Here is a 15,972-nt window from a genome sequence, read left to right on the forward strand (position 1 = left end):
GAAACCCTAGAGCGAGTTCGTTGGCCGCCAGAAGCGCCGCCGCTCTCGTTCGATGAGCGGGTTATAAGCCCACCAATCCCACAACGTCAACAGCGGGGAACAAGAAAAATCAAAAAACAAACAACCAACTGAAATCAAACAACTTTCTTATTCAACATCCCGACACACTTCCCCAAAACATCCAACAAAGAACCAAAACCAAGACCCAAATCTTGTCCGGACGATAGAAACCCGCCGTGGGACGGGGCAATTCGGCCCGGCATCCCAGAACGGCCCGGTGCATAAGGCGAACATCGGGGAAAGATGGCGGTTTTCGCTTGACTTTGCGCCAAACAAAAAGGGCGCCGGCGGATATCCGCCGCGCCCCTCCCCTACCGGTAATCGGCCGGTGATCAGCTCTTCAGCTTGCCCATGATCTGTTCGAGGAAACCGAGCAGCAAAGCCGAGACCACGAAGGCAAGGTGCATAATGGTCAGCCACATCAGCTGGCCATCGGTATATTGCTGCACGTTGAGGAAGACCTGCAGCAGGTGGATCGACGAGATCGCGACGATCGACGAGGCGACCTTGATCTTCAGGCTGCCGGAATCGAGCTTGCCAAGGAAGGACACGTCATCCCCTGCCTCGTCGAAACGGCTGACGAAGTTTTCATAACCCGCGATCATCACCATAAGAATGAGGCTGGCGACCAGGGCCGCGTCGATCAAAGCAAGCATGGCGAGGATCATCTCCGCATCGTCGAAGACGAAGACGTTCATAGCCACCTTGGCAAACTTGTAGGCGAACGAGACGGCATAGACCGCAAGGGCCGCGACAAGGCCGAGATAGAAGACCACCAGGATCCAGCGGCTAGACAGGATGATGCGTTCGACCAGCAGTTCGAGGGACTTCATCGATCAGGCTCCAGGGATTCGAAATAGTGAACGCTGATTAACCAATACCCTTAAAGCCCGCAAGACCAGCTTCATCTCGCAAAAGGGCGGCGTTCGCAAACGCCGCCCCTCTGGAGAAGCTCCGTCCTCACGCCCTGCGGAACAGGCCTGCAATCAGCGACAGGACCAGAAGGGCCAGGAAGACGAAGAAGAGGATCTGCGCGATACCGGCGGATGCACCGGCAATACCACCGAAGCCAAGAAGGCCGGCGACAAGCGCGATCACGAGAAAGACAACAGCATAATAGAGCATTTTCGAACTCCTTCTTTGTACCGAAAGAGAAACGACGGTCTTTGGGAAAGGTTCCCGGAGCCTCGGAAGGACCGTCCGCTTTTGTGATAGGCCCTTGCCCTACGAAACGATGTCGCCGCGGCCTTTCGGCCGCGACGACATAAGCGGTAATCGAGTTGGTCAGCGACCATCACTCCTGCGCACAATTCTTTTCTCAAATCGATTCCGATCTAAGAGATCGTGTGCCTAGTGATGGCGCGCCCAATCATCGATCTGCCGCTCCGCCTCCTCCTTGGCGAGACCGTAATGCTGCTGGATCTTGCCCGAAAGCTCGACGCGGCGACCCTTGATGACATCGAGATCGTCATCCGTGAGCTTCCCCCACTGTGCCTGGGCCTTGCCCTTGTATTCAGTCCACTTGCCTTCGATAATATCCCAGTTCATGTCACTGTCCTTTCTGTTCATTGAACGCGATGGCGTTGACCTCTGGAAAACCTGTCAGCGTCGGAAAAGTTCCTGACGATGTTCAGTGCAGCCTTGCCGGGGCTTCTGCGCGATAGGTGTTTTCGGCGACGATCATGCCATCCGTGGGCGGGCTGACCTGCCGGACTTCGACCTCAAGGCCACTCTCACGGCTCATGCTCCAGCTGATCTCGACATCTTCCTCGATCCAGGCGGGATCGATCGCCGCGCAGCGCGCATGCACGATGCGCTTGCCGACACCCGCGCCGCCCAATGCGGTCGGCAATGCACTCTGACACTCTTCCATGGTTTCGAACGCCACCTGGGGCGCTGGCAATTCTTCACAGGAAAGGCTGCCATGGCTGCAGCCGACCAGAAGCATGATCGCGGCTATGTGTTCCATTCCACTCTCCATCCCTGTGTCAGGCCCCGTGTCGGGTTGGGCGGGAAACGGCATGGCGCGAAAAAAGTTCCGGAGTGCCCGCCGGAGTGCCCGGATGACGCGGTTGTCACATTGTCGGGAACAAAATCCACCACGGCCCGTTATTGGCGCATCGCTCGATAGCGAGCCGGACGTGAAAGGAAGCGTAGATGAGCACCATTCTCCTCGTGATTTTGATCCTGCTTCTGATCGGCGCCTTGCCGAACTGGGGATATAGCCGCGGCTGGGGTTATGGCCCGTCTGGCGGCCTGGGCCTGATCGTTGTCATCCTTCTCATTCTCGTCCTCATGGGACGCATTTGATCCCGAAACCCATTCCTGGAGCCGGAACCATGAAGAAGACTTTTATCGCTCTTGCCCTTATCGCCTCCACGGTCACGCTTAGCGCGTGCAGCCAGACCGAACGCGGCACGGCGATCGGCGCGGCCTCCGGCGCCATCATCGGCGGGGCTGTCACCGGCCGTGCCGGCGGCGCGCTTGCGGGTGCTGCCATCGGCGGCGCAGCGGGTTATCTGATCGCCCGCTCCGACCGTAACGGCTACTGCGTCTACCGCGACCGCCACGGTCGCCGCTACGAGGCCCGTTGCCGCTAAGCGGACCGCACACCCGAAACAAGAAACGGGCCTCATGGCCCGTTTCTTGACGTCTGGAACTGGGAAGAACGGATGTTTTCAGGAACCGCCCTTGGCCCGGCTCTCGGCCTCGTCAAGCTTTTCCAGAAGATCGAGCAGACGGCTCGGCACCGGCTCGGTCTCTATGACGTCGTAGAAGGATTTCAGCTTGCGGCCAATCGGACCGTTGGGGTCAAAGGCAGCCTTGGCGGGGGCGTTGCCGCTGCCGCGTCTCTTATCTTTACTGGGCTCGATCATGGTCTTGTTTCCATCGCCTGCCGCCCGCTATCTTCCTTTTGCCCAAGATTCCAAATAGCAAGTCAGACTTAGCATGCTACCAATAGGTTTCCGCATAATGAACTCTAGCGGAAACGGTTCCGATGCGGAACATATTCAGGGAGAACTAAATGTCACTTTCCACCCGTATTGCACCGCATCTCGCCTATCTGCGGCGGTTTTCCCGTGCCGTCACGGGTTCCCAGACATCCGGTGATGCCTATGTCGCCGCCATGCTGGAAGCGCTCGTCTCCGATATCTCGATCTACCCCGAGGATCGTAACGACCGGATTGCGCTTTTCCGGCTCTATTGCACGCTGTTCGAGAACCTCGATGTGACGCTGCCGGATAACACCTCGCCCTTCGGCTGGGAGCGGCAGGCAGCCGCCAACCTCGCCAACCTGCCGCCGGCAGCGCGCAAGGCTTTTCTGCTGGTCGCCGTCGAAGGCTTCGACATGAGTGAAGCAGCCGACATTCTCGACGTTTCGGAAGAACGCTTCGCCATCCTGCTCGACGAGGCATCGCGCGACATCTCCAGCCAGGTCGCGACCGACATCATGATCATCGAGGACGAGCCGCTGATCGCCATGGACATCGAGGACATGGTGAGAGGCCTCGGCCACAACGTGACCGGCATCGCACGCACCCATTCGGAAGCGGTCGAGCTCTATCACCGAACCTCGCCGCGCATGGTGCTGGCGGATATCCAGCTGGCCGACGGCTCGTCGGGCATCGATGCCGTCAACGACATCCTGAAGAACAGCACGATCCCGGTGATCTTCATCACCGCCTTCCCGGAAAGGCTTTTGACCGGCGAAAAGCCGGAACCAGCTTTCCTCGTCACGAAGCCGTTCAACCCGGACATGGTGAAGGCGCTGATCAGCCAGGCGCTGTTCTTCGATGAACAGGCGCGGCTCGCAAAGTCCGCATAACAAAAAGGCCCGCGAAAGCGGGCCTTTTCATTTCTGCTGTCAGCTTGCGCTTAGAGTGCGGCGACGACGATGACTTCGACCAGGTATTCCGGCGTGGCGAGCTTGGATTCGCCGGTCGCGCGGGCGGGCGTGTGGCCCTGCGGCGCCCAGGTATCCCAGACAGCGTTCATCTTCGGAAAATCGACCATGTCGGCAAGCCAGATCTGGGCGGACAGGATGCGGGTCTTGTCCGTACCGGCGAGCGCCAGCAGGCGGTCGACTTCGGCCAGGGCCTGCTTGGTCTGCTCGGTGACATCAGAACCGGCTTCGCCGACCTGGCCGGCCAGGTAGACGGTTCCGTTGTGCACGACAGCCTGGCTCATGCGCGGGCCGGTTTCAAAGCGTTTGATGTCCATGTCTCGTTCCTGTCACGTCTCGGAATTTTTCGGAAGCCGCCGGCGCGCAATGGCCAGCAGGCCCGCCGTCTATAGGGCTGTCAGCGAAAAGATGCCAGTGCCCGCGGCAAATTCCGAGGCTAGCTGAGCGCTTTCAGCCCGACGAGCGCTGCCGCGACGATCTGTTCGATCGACGCGTCGATATCGACGGTCACGACGCCCGGTTCTTGCGATGGATCTTCCAGCGTCGCGAGCTGGCTGTCGAGCAGGCTGGCGGGCATGAAGTGACCGCGGCGCGCCGCCATGCGGGCCATCAGCAGCGCGCGGCTGCCCTTGAGGAAGACGAAGGCGAGTGCACCGCCGGCGGCTTGCCGCAGGCGATCACGGTAGACCGCCTTGAGGGCGGAGCAGGAAACGACGACGCTCTTGCCGTCGTGCAGTGTGTCCGCCATCGCGCGGCCGATCGTGTCGAGCCAGGGCCAGCGATCGTCATCCGTGAGCGGGATGCCCTTGGACATCTTTTCGACATTGGCGGCGGGATGCAGGCTGTCGCCTTCGATGAAGGCGGCGGAAAGGGCTGCGGCAAGGCCCTCGGCGACCGAGGTCTTGCCGCAACCGGAAACGCCCATGATGACGATCGCGCGGGCGTTCGTCATCGCGTCACGTCCTCAGGCGACGCGCTTGCGCCGTTCGATGCGGGCGCGGATAGCGTCCACGTCGACGCGGGGCGTCGCGGCGAAGAGGGTTTTTGTGTAGCTGTGCTGCGGATCGTCAAAAACCTGGTCGCGGCTGCCATATTCCACCGCTTCACCGTAATACATCACCATCACGTCGTTCGCGATGTGGCGCACGACCGACAGATCGTGGCTGATGAAGACGTAGGTCAGGTGGAACTCGTCCTGCAGGTCGGCGAGCAGGTTCAGCACCTGGGCCTGGACCGAGAGGTCAAGGGCCGAAACCGGCTCGTCGAGAACCAGAAGCCGCGGGTTGAGCATCAGCGCGCGGGCGATCGCCACGCGCTGGCGCTGGCCGCCGGAGAACATGTGCGGGTAGCGCCCGTAATGTTTCTCCTCCAGCCCGACTTTCTTCAGGATGGCCATGGCGCGATCGCGCCGCTCGTCCGCCGGGATCTTGGTGTTGATGATCAGCGGTTCCGTCAGGATATCGCCGATCTTCTTGCGCGGATTGAGCGAACCATAGGGGTTCTGGAAGACAATCTGCACCTTGCTGCGCATTTCCGACGTCAGCGGCTCGCTGGCGATATCGACCTTGCGGCCATCGATCAGCATGTCGCCTTCGGTGATCGGATCGATCATCGTGACCATGCGGGCAAGGGTGGACTTGCCGCAGCCGCTTTCGCCGACGATGGCGAGCGTCTTGCCTTCCTCGACTTTGAAGCTCACGCCCTTGACGGCGTGAACTGTCTTGCCCGGTTTGAACATGCTGCCGGGGATCTGGTAGTCGCGCTTGAGATTGCGCGCTTCGAGAACTGGGGTCATCGCATGGCTCCCGCAAAAATCTCGGCATCGGTCAGCTTTTCCGTGATCGTCGGCAGGCGTCCGCCCACCGCATTTTCCGGAAGCGCCGACAGCAAGGCCTTGGTGTAAACGCTCTTCGGGTTTTCGAAGAGCGACAGCACATCGGCCGATTCAATCTGACGGCCCTTGTACTGCACGATCACGCGATCTGCCGTTTCGGCCACGACGCCCATGTCATGGGTGATGATGATGAGGCCCATGCCGTATTCGGCCTGGAGCTTCATCAGCAGGTCAAGGATCTGCTTCTGGATCGTCACGTCGAGAGCGGTGGTCGGCTCGTCGGCGATCAGCAGCTTCGGATTGCAGGCAAGGGCCGTCGCGATCATCACACGCTGGCACTGGCCGCCCGACAGCTGGTGCGGAAAATGGCCGAGGCGCTCTTCCGGGTTTGGAATACCGACCGACTGGAACAGTTCGATTGCCCGGTCACGGCGTGCCTTGCGGTTCAGATCCGTATGGATGCGCAGCACTTCCTCGATCTGGAAGCCGACCGTGAAGCAGGGATTGAGGCTGGCGACCGGCTCCTGGAAGATCATGGCAATGTCCTTGCCGATGATCTTGCGCCGTTCGCGGTCCGACATGGCCTGCATGTCGCGACCGTTGAAGGTGAGCACGTCGGCCGTCACCTTCGCCGTCCAGGGCAGAAGCCCCATCGCGGCGAGCATGGAGACCGACTTGCCCGAACCGGATTCGCCGACGATGGCGAGCACGTCGCCCTCGTCGACCTTGAGCGAAACGCCGTCCACGGCGCGGAAGGGACCGGTGGCCGTCTGGAATTCGACGGTGAGGTTTTTGATTTCGAGAAGCGACATCACGACCTCTTCAGCTTGGGATCGAGGGCGTCGCGCAGGCCGTCACCCATCAGGTTGATGGCCAGCACGGTGATGAGGATGGCAAGGCCCGGGAACGTCACGACCCACCAGGCGCGCTGGATGAATTCGCGCGCTTCGGCGAGCATCGTGCCCCATTCAGGCGTCGGCGGCTGGGCGCCCATGCCGAGGAAGCCGAGGGCTGCCGCGTCGAGGATCGCCGCCGAGAAGGCGAGCGTCGCCTGCACGATGAGCGGCGCCAGGCAATTCGGCAGGATCGTCAGGAACATCAGGCGGAGCGTACCCGCGCCGGCGACCTTCGAGCCGATGACATAGTCCTTGGTCTTTTCCGTCATCACGGCCGCGCGCGTCAGGCGCACGAAGTGCGGCTGGTTGACGAGCGAGATGGCGATCATGGCATTAAGCAGGCCCGGCCCCAGAACCGCCACCAGCACGAGGGCGAGCAGCAGCGAGGGGAACGCCAGGATGATATCCATGACGCGCATGATGACGGTATCGACCTTGCCGCGGAAATAACCGGCGACGAGACCGATCAGCACGCCCGAGACCACCGACAGCGTCACGACGACGAGGCCGATGAACAGCGAGAAGCGCGCGCCGTAGATGAGGCGCGAGAGGATATCGCGGCCGACGGCGTCGGTGCCGAGAATATGTGCCCACATGCCGCCTTCCTGGAAGACCGGCGGCAGAAGAAGGAGTTCGCGGTTCTGGACGCTCGGGCTGTGCGGCGCGACGATGGGCGCGAAGACCGCCACGAACAGGATCACCGCGAAGAACGCGAGGCCGATGACGGCGCCCTTGTTACGCGAGAAGTAGAACCAGAATTCGGAGAGGCCGGAGGGCGGCGTGCCGCCCGTCTTGACCTCGGTCGTATTTTGAACTGCACTCATGAGATCGCCTCCTAGTGCCGGATACGCGGATTGGCCCAGCCGTAAAGCAGGTCCACCACGAGGTTGACGATCATGATGACGGCAGCGATCAACATCAGGCCACCCTGCACCACGGCATAGTCGCGCTTGAAGACGCTATCGACCATCCACTTGCCGATGCCCGGCCAGGAGAAGATCGTCTCGGTAAGGATGGCGCCCGCCAAGAGCACGCCGACCTGCAGGCCGATCGTGGTGATGACGGGAATCATCGCATTGCGCAGCGCATGCACGCCGACGACCCGGAACGGCGAAAGCCCCTTGGCGCGGGCGGTGCGGACATAGTCCTCACCGAGCACTTCGAGCATGGCCGAACGGGTCTGGCGGGCGATGACCGCGAGCGGGATCGTCGCAAGCACGACGGTCGGCAGGATCAGGTAACTCACCGCCGATTTGAAGGCGCCGGGCTGCCCCGAAATCAGGCTGTCGATCAGCATGAAACCGGTGACCTGCGGGAAGAAGTACATCAGCGAGATGCGTCCCGAGACCGGTGTCCAGCCGAGATAGCCGGAAAACACGATGATGAGCAGCAGGCCCCACCAGAAGATCGGCATCGAATAGCCTATGAGCGCGACGCCCATCAGAGACTGGTCGAGCCAGGTCCCCCGTTTCACCGCGGCGAAGACGCCGGCCGGAATGCCGAGAAGGACCGCGACGATGATGGCGCAGAGCGAGAGTTCCAGCGTCGCCGGGAACAGGTTCATGAAATCATCAAGAACCGGCCGCTTGGTGACGATCGACGAGCCGAAGTCACCGGTCAGGAGACCACCGAGATAGTCGAAATACTGGATGTACATCGGCCGGTCGAGGCCGAGCTGGTTCATCAGCTCGGTATGTCGTTCCGGAGACATGACGCGTTCGCCCGACATCAGCATCACCGGATCGCCCGGCAGAAGTCGAATGAAGGAGAACGCGATCAGCGATACCCCGAGGAACGTGGGTATCAGGACGGAGAGCCGTCCGAAGATGAAGCGCAACATGGGAGCCAATCCCTTCTTTCTTTAGAAAAACCGGCGGCCCGAATGTCTTCGAGCCGCCGGCCATTACACGCTCTTTGCGGCGTGCCTTTTTTCGTAGCCGATATTACTCGGCGATGTCCACGCCTTCGAAGACGAAGTCACCAAGCGGAGACTGGACGAAGCCAGAAACCTTCTTGCTCATCGGAACGACGGCGAGCGAATGGTCGAGCGTGTTCCACGGCGCTTCGCGCTTGAAGATGACCTGGGCCTCTTCATAGAACTTCGTGCGCTGTGCAATGTCGGCGGTTTCCTTCGCCTTCGTCATCAGGTCGTCGAATTCCTTGTTGCACCACTGTGCACGGTTGTTGCCGCCGACAGCGTCGCAGCCGAGCAGGGTGTCAAGGAAGTTGTCCGGATCGCCGTTGTCACCGGTCCAGCCGAGGATGGCCGCGCCGTCGCGGTCCTTGGCAGACGAGAGCTTCAGGTATTCGGCCCATTCGTAGGAGACGATCTCGACTTCGACGCCGACCTTGGCAAGGTCAGCCTGCATCAGTTCTGCTGCACGGCGGGCGTTCAGCATGTACGGACGCGCGACGGGCATGGCCCAGATCTTCATCTTGAGACCCGATACACCGGCATCCTCAAGCATCTTCTTGGCGGCTTCCGGATCGAACTTGTCGTCCACGACGGCGTCGTTATACGACCACATGGTCGGCGGGATCGGGTTCTTGGCAACGGTTGCAGCACCCTGGAAGACCGCGTCGACGATGGCCTGGCGGTTGATCGCCATGTTGATGGCCTTGCGGACCTCGACCTTGTCGAAGGGGGCTACGAGCGTGTTGTAGGCGAGGTAGGCGACGTTGAGGCCGGCCTGCTCGGAGATGTGCAGGTTCGGATCGGCCTTCAGCTCGGCAACGTCGGCAGCGTTCGGATAGGACATCAGGTGGCATTCGCCGGCCTTCAGCTTCTGTGCGCGAACGGCAGCATCCGTGGTGATCGCGAAGACGAGATCGTCGATCTTCTGCTTGCCACCCCAGTAATCCGGGTTTGCCTTGTAGCGGATGGCGGCATCCGGCTGGTAGGCGACGAAGGTGAACGGACCTGTGCCGAGCGGCTGCTGGTTCATCAGCTCCATCTTGCCGTCAGCCTGCAGCTTGTCGGCATATTCCTTCGATACGATCGAGATGAAGGGCATGCCGAGGTTTGCGAGCAGCGGCGCTTCCGGGCGCTTCAGCGTGATCTTGACCGTCAGGTCATCGACCTTCTCGACCTTGTCGAGCACATCCGGCAGGCCCATGCCGGAGAAGTATTCCCAGGACGCGCCCGGTACGTACTTGTTCCACGGATTGTCAGCCTTGTACTGGCGCTCGAACGAGAAGATCACGTCGTCGGCGTTCAGCTCACGCGTCGGCGTGAAATACTCGGTCGTCTGGAACTTCACGCCCTTGCGGAGCTTGAAGGTGTATTCCTTGCCATCGGCAGAAATGTCCCAGCTTTCGGCCAGCGCAGGCTCGATTTCAGTCGTGCCGCGCTTGAATTCCACCAGCCGGTTATAAACAGTGTGCGCAGCCGCATCGAAGGTCTGGCCGCCCGTGTAGAGGCCGGGGTCAAAACCTTCCGGCGACGCTTCCGAGCAATATACGAAGGTCTTCGACCAGGCGGCAGACGCCATCAGCGAGGCAAGCGCCGTCGCAGCGATAAGAGTAGTCAGCTTTTTCATAGTGAGCTTCCCAGATTTGCTTTTTTGTTCTCTTGTTACGGGCTCGGGTGCATTTCCAGCCCCGGCTTGCGCGGATGGAACGACATTTGCCGCAGGATTGCAATAAGTCTGCGAACAAATTTGTCCATTCGGAAAAAACCATAGAACACTATTCTCCACAGCATTAGGAACCGTGAAAAAGCGATGCGAATCGACCGCGGAAACCCCTGTCAATCCCCACCTGCCCTGATAGCGACGCTCAGGCCGCCGTGTCATAAGCCGGCAACGAGGTAAGAGGGGCTGTCCTTCGTCGTCTCGCACCGTGGCGGCGGAGCGAGACGGCAAAAAGGAGGACAGCCCCTCTTTTTTATTTCCCCTTTCCTATCAGCGAGTTATCGCGCAATCGGCCGGAAAATGCCGAGCCGTCGCGAAATTGTCCCGCAAAACCCTTTGCCGCCAGAGATTGCGGCGCTAGATTGCATTACGTGGAATCTTGGGGGGTGGGAGGCCACGTGGCCGTACTGAACCGACATTATAGAAGATACGATTTTGAAGACGATCTGGAGAAGGCGCTCAATCGCGTCGATTTCTTTCGCATCTTCCATACGATGGCACTGCGCTACGGCTTCGAGCACTTCGGTGTGCTCCAGCTGATGAATGAGCACGAGACCAGCGCGCTTGCCACCCGCCTCGTGTTGCACGATCTTCCGGCCGGGCTTGCCGAAACCTATGACAAGCGCCACCGGCTCAACGATTCCGCTCTCTTCAGAAGCTTCTACAAATCGACGATTTCGACCGTCTGGCAAGCCTCCGACCATGCGCATAACGGCTCGTCCGCCGAGGGCGCCGACTTCATCGATCAGATCGGCTTCGACATGGCGCTCTCCATTCCGGTGCACTCCGTCGCCGGCACGCGTTATATCGTGCTGTTTCTGGGCGACGGGGGCGACATCGGCCGCACCGAGCATTTGGAGATCTGCTACGAGGCGAACTGCGCATTCGACTATTTCCACCGGCAGGTCCTCGCCAACAAGGCGGGCATGGGGCTAACGCCGCGCGAAACGGAAATCCTGCGCTGGATTTCCTACGGCAAGACGGCGAGCGAAATCGCCCTCATCGTCTCGGTCTCCGAGCACACCGTGAATTCGCATACCGCGACCATTCTCAAGAAACTCGACGTGGTGAACCGCACGCAGATGGTCGCCAAGGCGATCCGCGAGCAGATCATCCAATAGCGCGCTCAGGACCACCACACTGCATAGCGGCGCCATGGAACAATTCCTTGCGATAGCAAAGTTAGGGACTTGTTAATGAACGTGGCGTGGATGACAGTAAACGCGGCTTGTCCGGTCTCCGGCTGCCGCTTCGACGCAATCAGGTTCAGCTACCGCCATGCCAGCACAAGTGCATATCCTGCTCGTCGATGACGATCCTGCTGAAAACCTCATCCTCAGCGCCATGATGCGCAAGGTGACGAGCTATGCGATCAAGCTGCACTATGTGGAGACGGTAGAGGACGCGCTCGGCTTCATCCGTTCGTCCGACGCAGCACTGGATATGATCCTGATGGACAACCGGCTCCAGCCGCAGGCGGATTTCCGGGAAACCGTACCGGAACTGCGGCGCAACGGCTATATCGGCCCGGTCGGGGTGATCTCGTCTTCGATCAGCGACGCCTACTTCCAGAAGATCGACGACTACGGCGTCGATTTCCGCATCGACAAAGCCGAACTCGATCCGACGGCCGTCGAATTCATTCTGCAGGAATATGTGAAGCGGGACGTCAGCGCCGGGCAATAATAACCGGCGCTACGCGTTCTCAGGCCGCCGGCTGCTGGGTGATCGGCGCGATTTCCAGGCCGAGCAGGAAACTGATCTGCGGGCGCGCCTTGACGAGATCATCGATCGTATACTGCTGGAGCACTTCGAAGAAGGCGTTCAGCGCCTTGCGCAGCGCTGCATTGAGACCACAGCTGTCAACCAGCGGGCATTCGACCTCACCCGCCTCGAAACATTCCGCCATGGCGAAGGAATCTTCCGTCACCCGAACCACGTCGAACAGCGTGATTTCGCTGGCGTGTCGCGGCAGGCGCACGCCGCCGTTGCGGCCGCGCACCGTCTGGATGATACCGGCCCTGGTGAGCGGCTGGAGAATCTTGAACAGAAAAAGCTCCGAGACGCCATAAGCCCGGGCGATTTCCGGAATGCGGCTGAGCTTGTCACCGTTCGCCGCGCAGTACATCAACATGCGCACGGCATAGTTGGTTTGTTTCGTCAGGCGCATCGGGAACTCCGAATCCGGTTTTAAGTCCGAACACATATAGGACGGATCGCCGTTTAGAACAATTCCAAAAAGCGGAAAATCACATTCATGTTATGTCAGTGGTCGCATGGTTGACTGCGAGGGGCAAGCCGTTAAACACGACTTTAGCAGTCAGGAATAAACGCACTAGGAGGACCCCATGCAACTGCTCAAGACGTCCCTCGCCGCCCTTGCTCTCTCGACCGCTGGTCTGGCCCTTGCCGTACCGGCTCACGCAGACGGCGAAGTCAACATCTACTCCTATCGCCAGCCGGACCTGATCAAGCCGCTGCTCGAAGAATTCACCAAGGAAACCGGCATCACCACCAATGTGCTCTTCCTCGACAAGGGGCTCGTGGAACGCATCCAGGCGGAAGGCGCGAACTCGCCGGCCGACGTTATCCTGACGGTCGATATCGCGCGCCTCACCGAGGCCAAGGACGGTGGCGTCACGCAGCCGGTCCAGAACGACACCATCAACAAGGACATCCCGGCGCAGTACCGCGATCCGGATGGCAGCTGGTTCGGCCTTACCACGCGCTCGCGTGTCGTCTACGCCTCGAAGGACCGCGTCGCGCAGAACGAGATCACCTACGAGGAGCTTGCCGACCCCAAGTGGAAGGGCAAGATCTGCACCCGTGACGGCCAGCACTCCTACAATATCGGCCTCACCGCCTCGATGATCGCCCATCACGGCGAAGCCGAAGCGGAAAAGTGGCTGACGGGCCTGAAGAACAACCTCGCCAAGAAGCCAGACGGCGGCGACCGCGACCAGGCCAAGGCGATCCTCGCCGGCGAATGCGACCTGGCGCTCGGCAACTCCTATTATGTCGGTCTCATGCTGACCAACGAGAAGGAGCCGGAGCAGAAGGACTGGGCGGCTGCCATCAAGGTGCTCTTCCCGAATGCCGGCGACCGCGGCAGCCACGTCAACGTGTCCGGCATGGCGCTCGCCAAGAACGCGCCGAACAAGGACAATGCCGTGAAGCTCATGGAATTCCTGTCGGCCGGCAACGCACAGAAAATCTATGCCGAGCAGGTCTACGAATATCCGGTCCTGCCGGGTGCCGAGCCTTCGGAGATCGTCAAGTCCTTCGGCACGCTGAAGGCGGATGCCCTGCCGCTCGTCGACATCGCGGCTAACCGCAAGAAGGCCTCCGAACTCGTCGACAAGGTCGGCTACAACGACGGCCCGTCGCAGTAATACCAGCATCCCAAGGCAAACACGGAAACGGCGGCTCTCGGGCCGCCGTTTTCATTTACTGAAGGTCCGGATCCGACTGGCCGGAAATGATCCGGGCATAGTCGGTAATTTCCTTCTTGCGCTGCGGCGTGCCCGGATGGGTGGAAAGGATATTGGTATCCGACTTGTCGCCGAGCTTTTCCTCCAGCAGCGTGAAGAAGCGGGCGATTGCCGTCGGGTCGTAGCCGGCTTTCGCCATCAGTTCGACGGACCGGCGATCGGCTTCGGCTTCGGCACTGCGGGAATAGGAGAGTGCCAACAGGCCGCCGCCCTGCACCAGCACGTCCTCGACGGCCGAGCCGACATCGCCGGCGATCAGCATGATCAGGCCGGTCATGCCGGCGGCGCGGTAGAACTGCCGGAGACTATGCTCCAGCTCGACATGGCCGATCTCGTGCGCCAGCACGCCGATGACCATTTCCGTATCGCCCCCCGCCAGGGTGACGAGCTGGTCGGTGATGACGAGCGTGCCATCCGGCAACGCAAAAGCATTCGGCCCGATCAGCCCGCCGTCGCGGAAATTGAGACTGTAGGCGCCAGCACCACGCGGTGACTGCCCGGCGATGCGCGCGAAACCGTCGGCGATTTCCTTGCGACGACCATCGGACAGCTTGGTCGGCGAGAAGGTCGTCTGGTCGAGCGCTTCGAGCGTGCCCTTCGCCATGAGCTGCGGCACGATCGGCGGCGTCGTGGCGATCGCCACTTCGACGAGCGCCGGCACGCCCCAGCGATAGACCGCTCCGCCCAGCACGAAGGCCAGCAGCACGATCACGATGAGGCGCAGGCGGAACTGCTCCAGCCAGTGCACGATGCCGGCACCGCCCTTGCCCCGTGCCGCGAGGTAACGGTCGATGCCGTCATTGTCCCAGGTCTCGAAGATCGAGCCGTCCGGGAACGTTACCCGGCGGGGGATGGAACCGACGCGGCCGGAAATCTCCACCCAGGAGAGGCCCGCACCAGCGAGTGGCTTTTCGCCTCCCACCGGTACGACGGCAATCTCCCCGGCCCGCTCGATGAGGCGTGCCTCGACCGAGCGGCTTGAGCCGGCGGGGTGCCATTCCCCACCGGCGATTGCGGCATTGTCAGAAGCCAAAATCAAACCCTTCAAAGTCCATGAATTCCGAGCCGACGGCCGAACCCTGTGCCTCGATCCGATTGAACAGCTCGCCGACATCGCCCGTGAAGGTGACGCCGGTATGTTCCCAGGTATAGCGCGCCATGCGCACCGCTGCCCAGGGCCGCATGAGGCCGAAGGTAAGAAGCGTAACGATGACGTTGGAAATGGCGATCCAGGTGTAGCGGGTGCGCGACACGTCGCTCATCAGCTGGTGCTGGCCATCAAAGGTCGTGGCCGACCAGGTGACGTTGCGTACACCCGCCTTGTAGAACAGGCCGGCAATGCCGAAGGTGGCAAAAAGCACGATGTAGCCGAGAACCGCGCTGAAGATGAGCGGGATCTGCTGTTCAGGCGTCAGTGACCCGGGTGTCTCGATCATCGGCAGGATGAGCGAAAGGTTCATGAGGACGAGGAGGCCGATGATGCCGAGGCCGAGGAGCGCGATCAGGAATGACAGAAGCCAGGACTTGTAGAGCGCCCCTAGCTTGGGGTCGGTCTCGAAGGCCTTGCCGCCATAGCGCAGGTTTGAGCCGACATAACGGGCGATCCAACGGCTGGCGAGCGGCGTCAGGATGCCGATGGTGATGACGGCGAGCAGGCCACCCAGGATGAAGGCCTTGAACGCACCGCCCGCACCGCCGACGAAATCGAAACGCACATTGCGGTAGCTGGTGACGCGGGCGCTGAAGCGCAGGCCCTTGGCGACGAGCCACGGCAGCGCGATCAGCACGACAAGGGTCGGAAGCAGCACGAGGATCGGAACGAGTGCGGCGATCACGTTCAACACCACGAAGCCGCCGAGCACGATCAGGCGGCCGATGAGGATCTGCAGCCCTTTTGCGTGATATTCAAAAGACCGGCCGAGCAGCACGGTATTGCCGTAGAAATAACGGTTGCGGCGGACTTTTGCCCAGGCAGAATAGATGCCGAGCGTGATGATCGTCAAAAGCACATTGACGATCCAGATGCCGAAATATTCGGATGCCTTGCCGGTAAACGCAATCCGGTGGAAGCCGCCCGCCTGTCCTGCGGGCCGCGCCGATTCTGCAAATGACATAGTTTGCCCCTTCCAAATGCATAGAACACGAGGGGTAAACG

The 15,972-nt window shown here is 60.8% G+C and carries 21 protein-coding genes; 6 read left to right on the forward strand and 15 right to left on the reverse strand.

What is annotated here, in order from left to right:
- Positions 1-392: 392 nt before the first annotated feature.
- The 4 genes from ACT6VE_RS22100 to ACT6VE_RS22115 form a co-directional block, all read right to left on the reverse strand.
- Positions 393-893, reverse strand: coding sequence for a TIGR00645 family protein (locus ACT6VE_RS22100; protein ID WP_444800585.1), 501 nt, complete (start codon positions 891-893; stop codon positions 393-395).
- Between the two features lie 127 nt (positions 894-1,020).
- On the reverse strand, positions 1,021-1,185 hold the full coding sequence (locus tag ACT6VE_RS22105) for a DUF1328 domain-containing protein (RefSeq protein ID WP_023514833.1): 165 nt from the start codon (positions 1,183-1,185) through the stop codon (positions 1,021-1,023).
- A gap of 225 nt (positions 1,186-1,410) precedes the next feature.
- Entirely contained in the window at positions 1,411-1,608 is a 198-nt protein-coding gene (locus ACT6VE_RS22110; protein WP_444800586.1) for a CsbD family protein, read from the reverse strand.
- Positions 1,609-1,690: 82 nt separating this feature from the next.
- A complete protein-coding gene (locus ACT6VE_RS22115; protein ID WP_444800587.1) occupies positions 1,691-2,029 on the reverse strand; it encodes a hypothetical protein in 339 nt (112 codons plus the stop codon).
- 188 nt (positions 2,030-2,217) lie between these two features.
- Between ACT6VE_RS22115 and ACT6VE_RS22120 the strand changes: the two genes are divergently transcribed.
- Positions 2,218-2,370: a DUF3309 family protein gene (locus ACT6VE_RS22120; protein WP_160857441.1), complete on the forward strand. Its 153-nt coding sequence runs from the start codon at positions 2,218-2,220 to the stop codon at positions 2,368-2,370.
- 29 nt (positions 2,371-2,399) lie between these two features.
- Positions 2,400-2,660: a YMGG-like glycine zipper-containing protein gene (locus ACT6VE_RS22125; RefSeq protein ID WP_444800588.1), complete on the forward strand. Its 261-nt coding sequence runs from the start codon at positions 2,400-2,402 to the stop codon at positions 2,658-2,660.
- 78 nt (positions 2,661-2,738) lie between these two features.
- Here ACT6VE_RS22125 and ACT6VE_RS22130 read toward each other — a convergent pair whose 3' ends face one another.
- Positions 2,739-2,936, reverse strand: a complete 198-nt coding sequence (locus ACT6VE_RS22130; protein ID WP_160857443.1) for a NepR family anti-sigma factor — start codon at positions 2,934-2,936, stop codon at positions 2,739-2,741.
- Between the two features lie 149 nt (positions 2,937-3,085).
- On the opposite strand from ACT6VE_RS22130, the gene ACT6VE_RS22135 reads away from it, so the two are divergent.
- Positions 3,086-3,886 (forward strand): response regulator, encoded by an 801-nt coding sequence (locus ACT6VE_RS22135; RefSeq protein WP_444800589.1) that lies wholly within the window; start codon positions 3,086-3,088, stop codon positions 3,884-3,886.
- A 50-nt stretch (positions 3,887-3,936) separates the two neighbouring features.
- On the opposite strand, the gene ACT6VE_RS22140 is transcribed toward ACT6VE_RS22135, so the two are convergent.
- The 7 genes from ACT6VE_RS22140 to ACT6VE_RS22170 form a co-directional block, all read right to left on the reverse strand.
- Positions 3,937-4,281 carry a RidA family protein gene (locus tag ACT6VE_RS22140; protein WP_160857445.1) on the reverse strand — a complete coding sequence of 115 codons (345 nt, stop codon included), beginning with the start codon at positions 4,279-4,281 and terminating at the stop codon, positions 3,937-3,939.
- Between the two features lie 119 nt (positions 4,282-4,400).
- Positions 4,401-4,916: a gluconokinase gene (locus ACT6VE_RS22145; protein ID WP_444800590.1), complete on the reverse strand. Its 516-nt coding sequence runs from the start codon at positions 4,914-4,916 to the stop codon at positions 4,401-4,403.
- A gap of 12 nt (positions 4,917-4,928) precedes the next feature.
- The gene (locus tag ACT6VE_RS22150; RefSeq protein ID WP_444800591.1) at positions 4,929-5,759 is read right to left on the reverse strand and encodes a dipeptide ABC transporter ATP-binding protein; all 831 of its coding nucleotides are present in this window, start codon (positions 5,757-5,759) and stop codon (positions 4,929-4,931) included.
- Entirely contained in the window at positions 5,756-6,610 is an 855-nt protein-coding gene (locus ACT6VE_RS22155) for an ABC transporter ATP-binding protein (protein WP_444800592.1), read from the reverse strand. Before ACT6VE_RS22155 ends, ACT6VE_RS22150 begins: the two co-directional genes overlap by 4 nt.
- Positions 6,610-7,518, reverse strand: a complete 909-nt coding sequence (locus ACT6VE_RS22160) for an ABC transporter permease subunit (protein ID WP_444800593.1) — start codon at positions 7,516-7,518, stop codon at positions 6,610-6,612. The genes ACT6VE_RS22155 and ACT6VE_RS22160 overlap by 1 nt, the downstream gene beginning before the upstream one ends.
- Positions 7,519-7,529: 11 nt before the next feature.
- Complete coding sequence (locus ACT6VE_RS22165) at positions 7,530-8,534, reverse strand: ABC transporter permease subunit (RefSeq protein WP_444800594.1); 1,005 nt, start codon at positions 8,532-8,534, stop codon at positions 7,530-7,532.
- A 103-nt stretch (positions 8,535-8,637) separates the two neighbouring features.
- Positions 8,638-10,233 (reverse strand): ABC transporter substrate-binding protein, encoded by a 1,596-nt coding sequence (locus ACT6VE_RS22170; protein ID WP_444800595.1) that lies wholly within the window; start codon positions 10,231-10,233, stop codon positions 8,638-8,640.
- A gap of 491 nt (positions 10,234-10,724) precedes the next feature.
- Here ACT6VE_RS22170 and ACT6VE_RS22175 point away from each other — a divergent pair, with 491 nt between their 5' ends.
- The gene (locus tag ACT6VE_RS22175) at positions 10,725-11,447 is read left to right on the forward strand and encodes a helix-turn-helix transcriptional regulator (protein ID WP_444800596.1); all 723 of its coding nucleotides are present in this window, start codon (positions 10,725-10,727) and stop codon (positions 11,445-11,447) included.
- Positions 11,448-11,604: 157 nt separating this feature from the next.
- Positions 11,605-12,012, forward strand: a complete 408-nt coding sequence (locus ACT6VE_RS22180; protein WP_444800597.1) for a response regulator — start codon at positions 11,605-11,607, stop codon at positions 12,010-12,012.
- Between the two features lie 19 nt (positions 12,013-12,031).
- On the opposite strand, the gene rirA is transcribed toward ACT6VE_RS22180, so the two are convergent.
- Positions 12,032-12,496: an iron-responsive transcriptional regulator RirA gene (rirA, locus tag ACT6VE_RS22185; protein ID WP_444800598.1), complete on the reverse strand. Its 465-nt coding sequence runs from the start codon at positions 12,494-12,496 to the stop codon at positions 12,032-12,034.
- A 178-nt stretch (positions 12,497-12,674) separates the two neighbouring features.
- Here rirA and ACT6VE_RS22190 point away from each other — a divergent pair, with 178 nt between their 5' ends.
- Positions 12,675-13,718, forward strand: coding sequence for a Fe(3+) ABC transporter substrate-binding protein (locus tag ACT6VE_RS22190; RefSeq protein WP_444800599.1), 1,044 nt, complete (start codon positions 12,675-12,677; stop codon positions 13,716-13,718).
- A 55-nt stretch (positions 13,719-13,773) separates the two neighbouring features.
- Here the strand turns inward: ACT6VE_RS22190 and ACT6VE_RS22195 are convergent, their stop codons facing one another.
- Together ACT6VE_RS22195 and ACT6VE_RS22200 are read right to left on the reverse strand one after the other, a co-directional pair.
- Positions 13,774-14,850 carry a M48 family metallopeptidase gene (locus ACT6VE_RS22195; RefSeq protein ID WP_444800600.1) on the reverse strand — a complete coding sequence of 359 codons (1,077 nt, stop codon included), beginning with the start codon at positions 14,848-14,850 and terminating at the stop codon, positions 13,774-13,776.
- The gene (locus ACT6VE_RS22200; protein WP_444800601.1) at positions 14,840-15,931 is read right to left on the reverse strand and encodes a YjgN family protein; all 1,092 of its coding nucleotides are present in this window, start codon (positions 15,929-15,931) and stop codon (positions 14,840-14,842) included. The genes ACT6VE_RS22195 and ACT6VE_RS22200 overlap by 11 nt, the downstream gene beginning before the upstream one ends.
- Between the last annotated feature and the right edge of the window lie 41 nt (positions 15,932-15,972).

It is taken from the genome of Shinella sp., assembly GCF_052438155.1.
Lineage (GTDB): Bacteria > Pseudomonadota > Alphaproteobacteria > Rhizobiales > Rhizobiaceae > Shinella.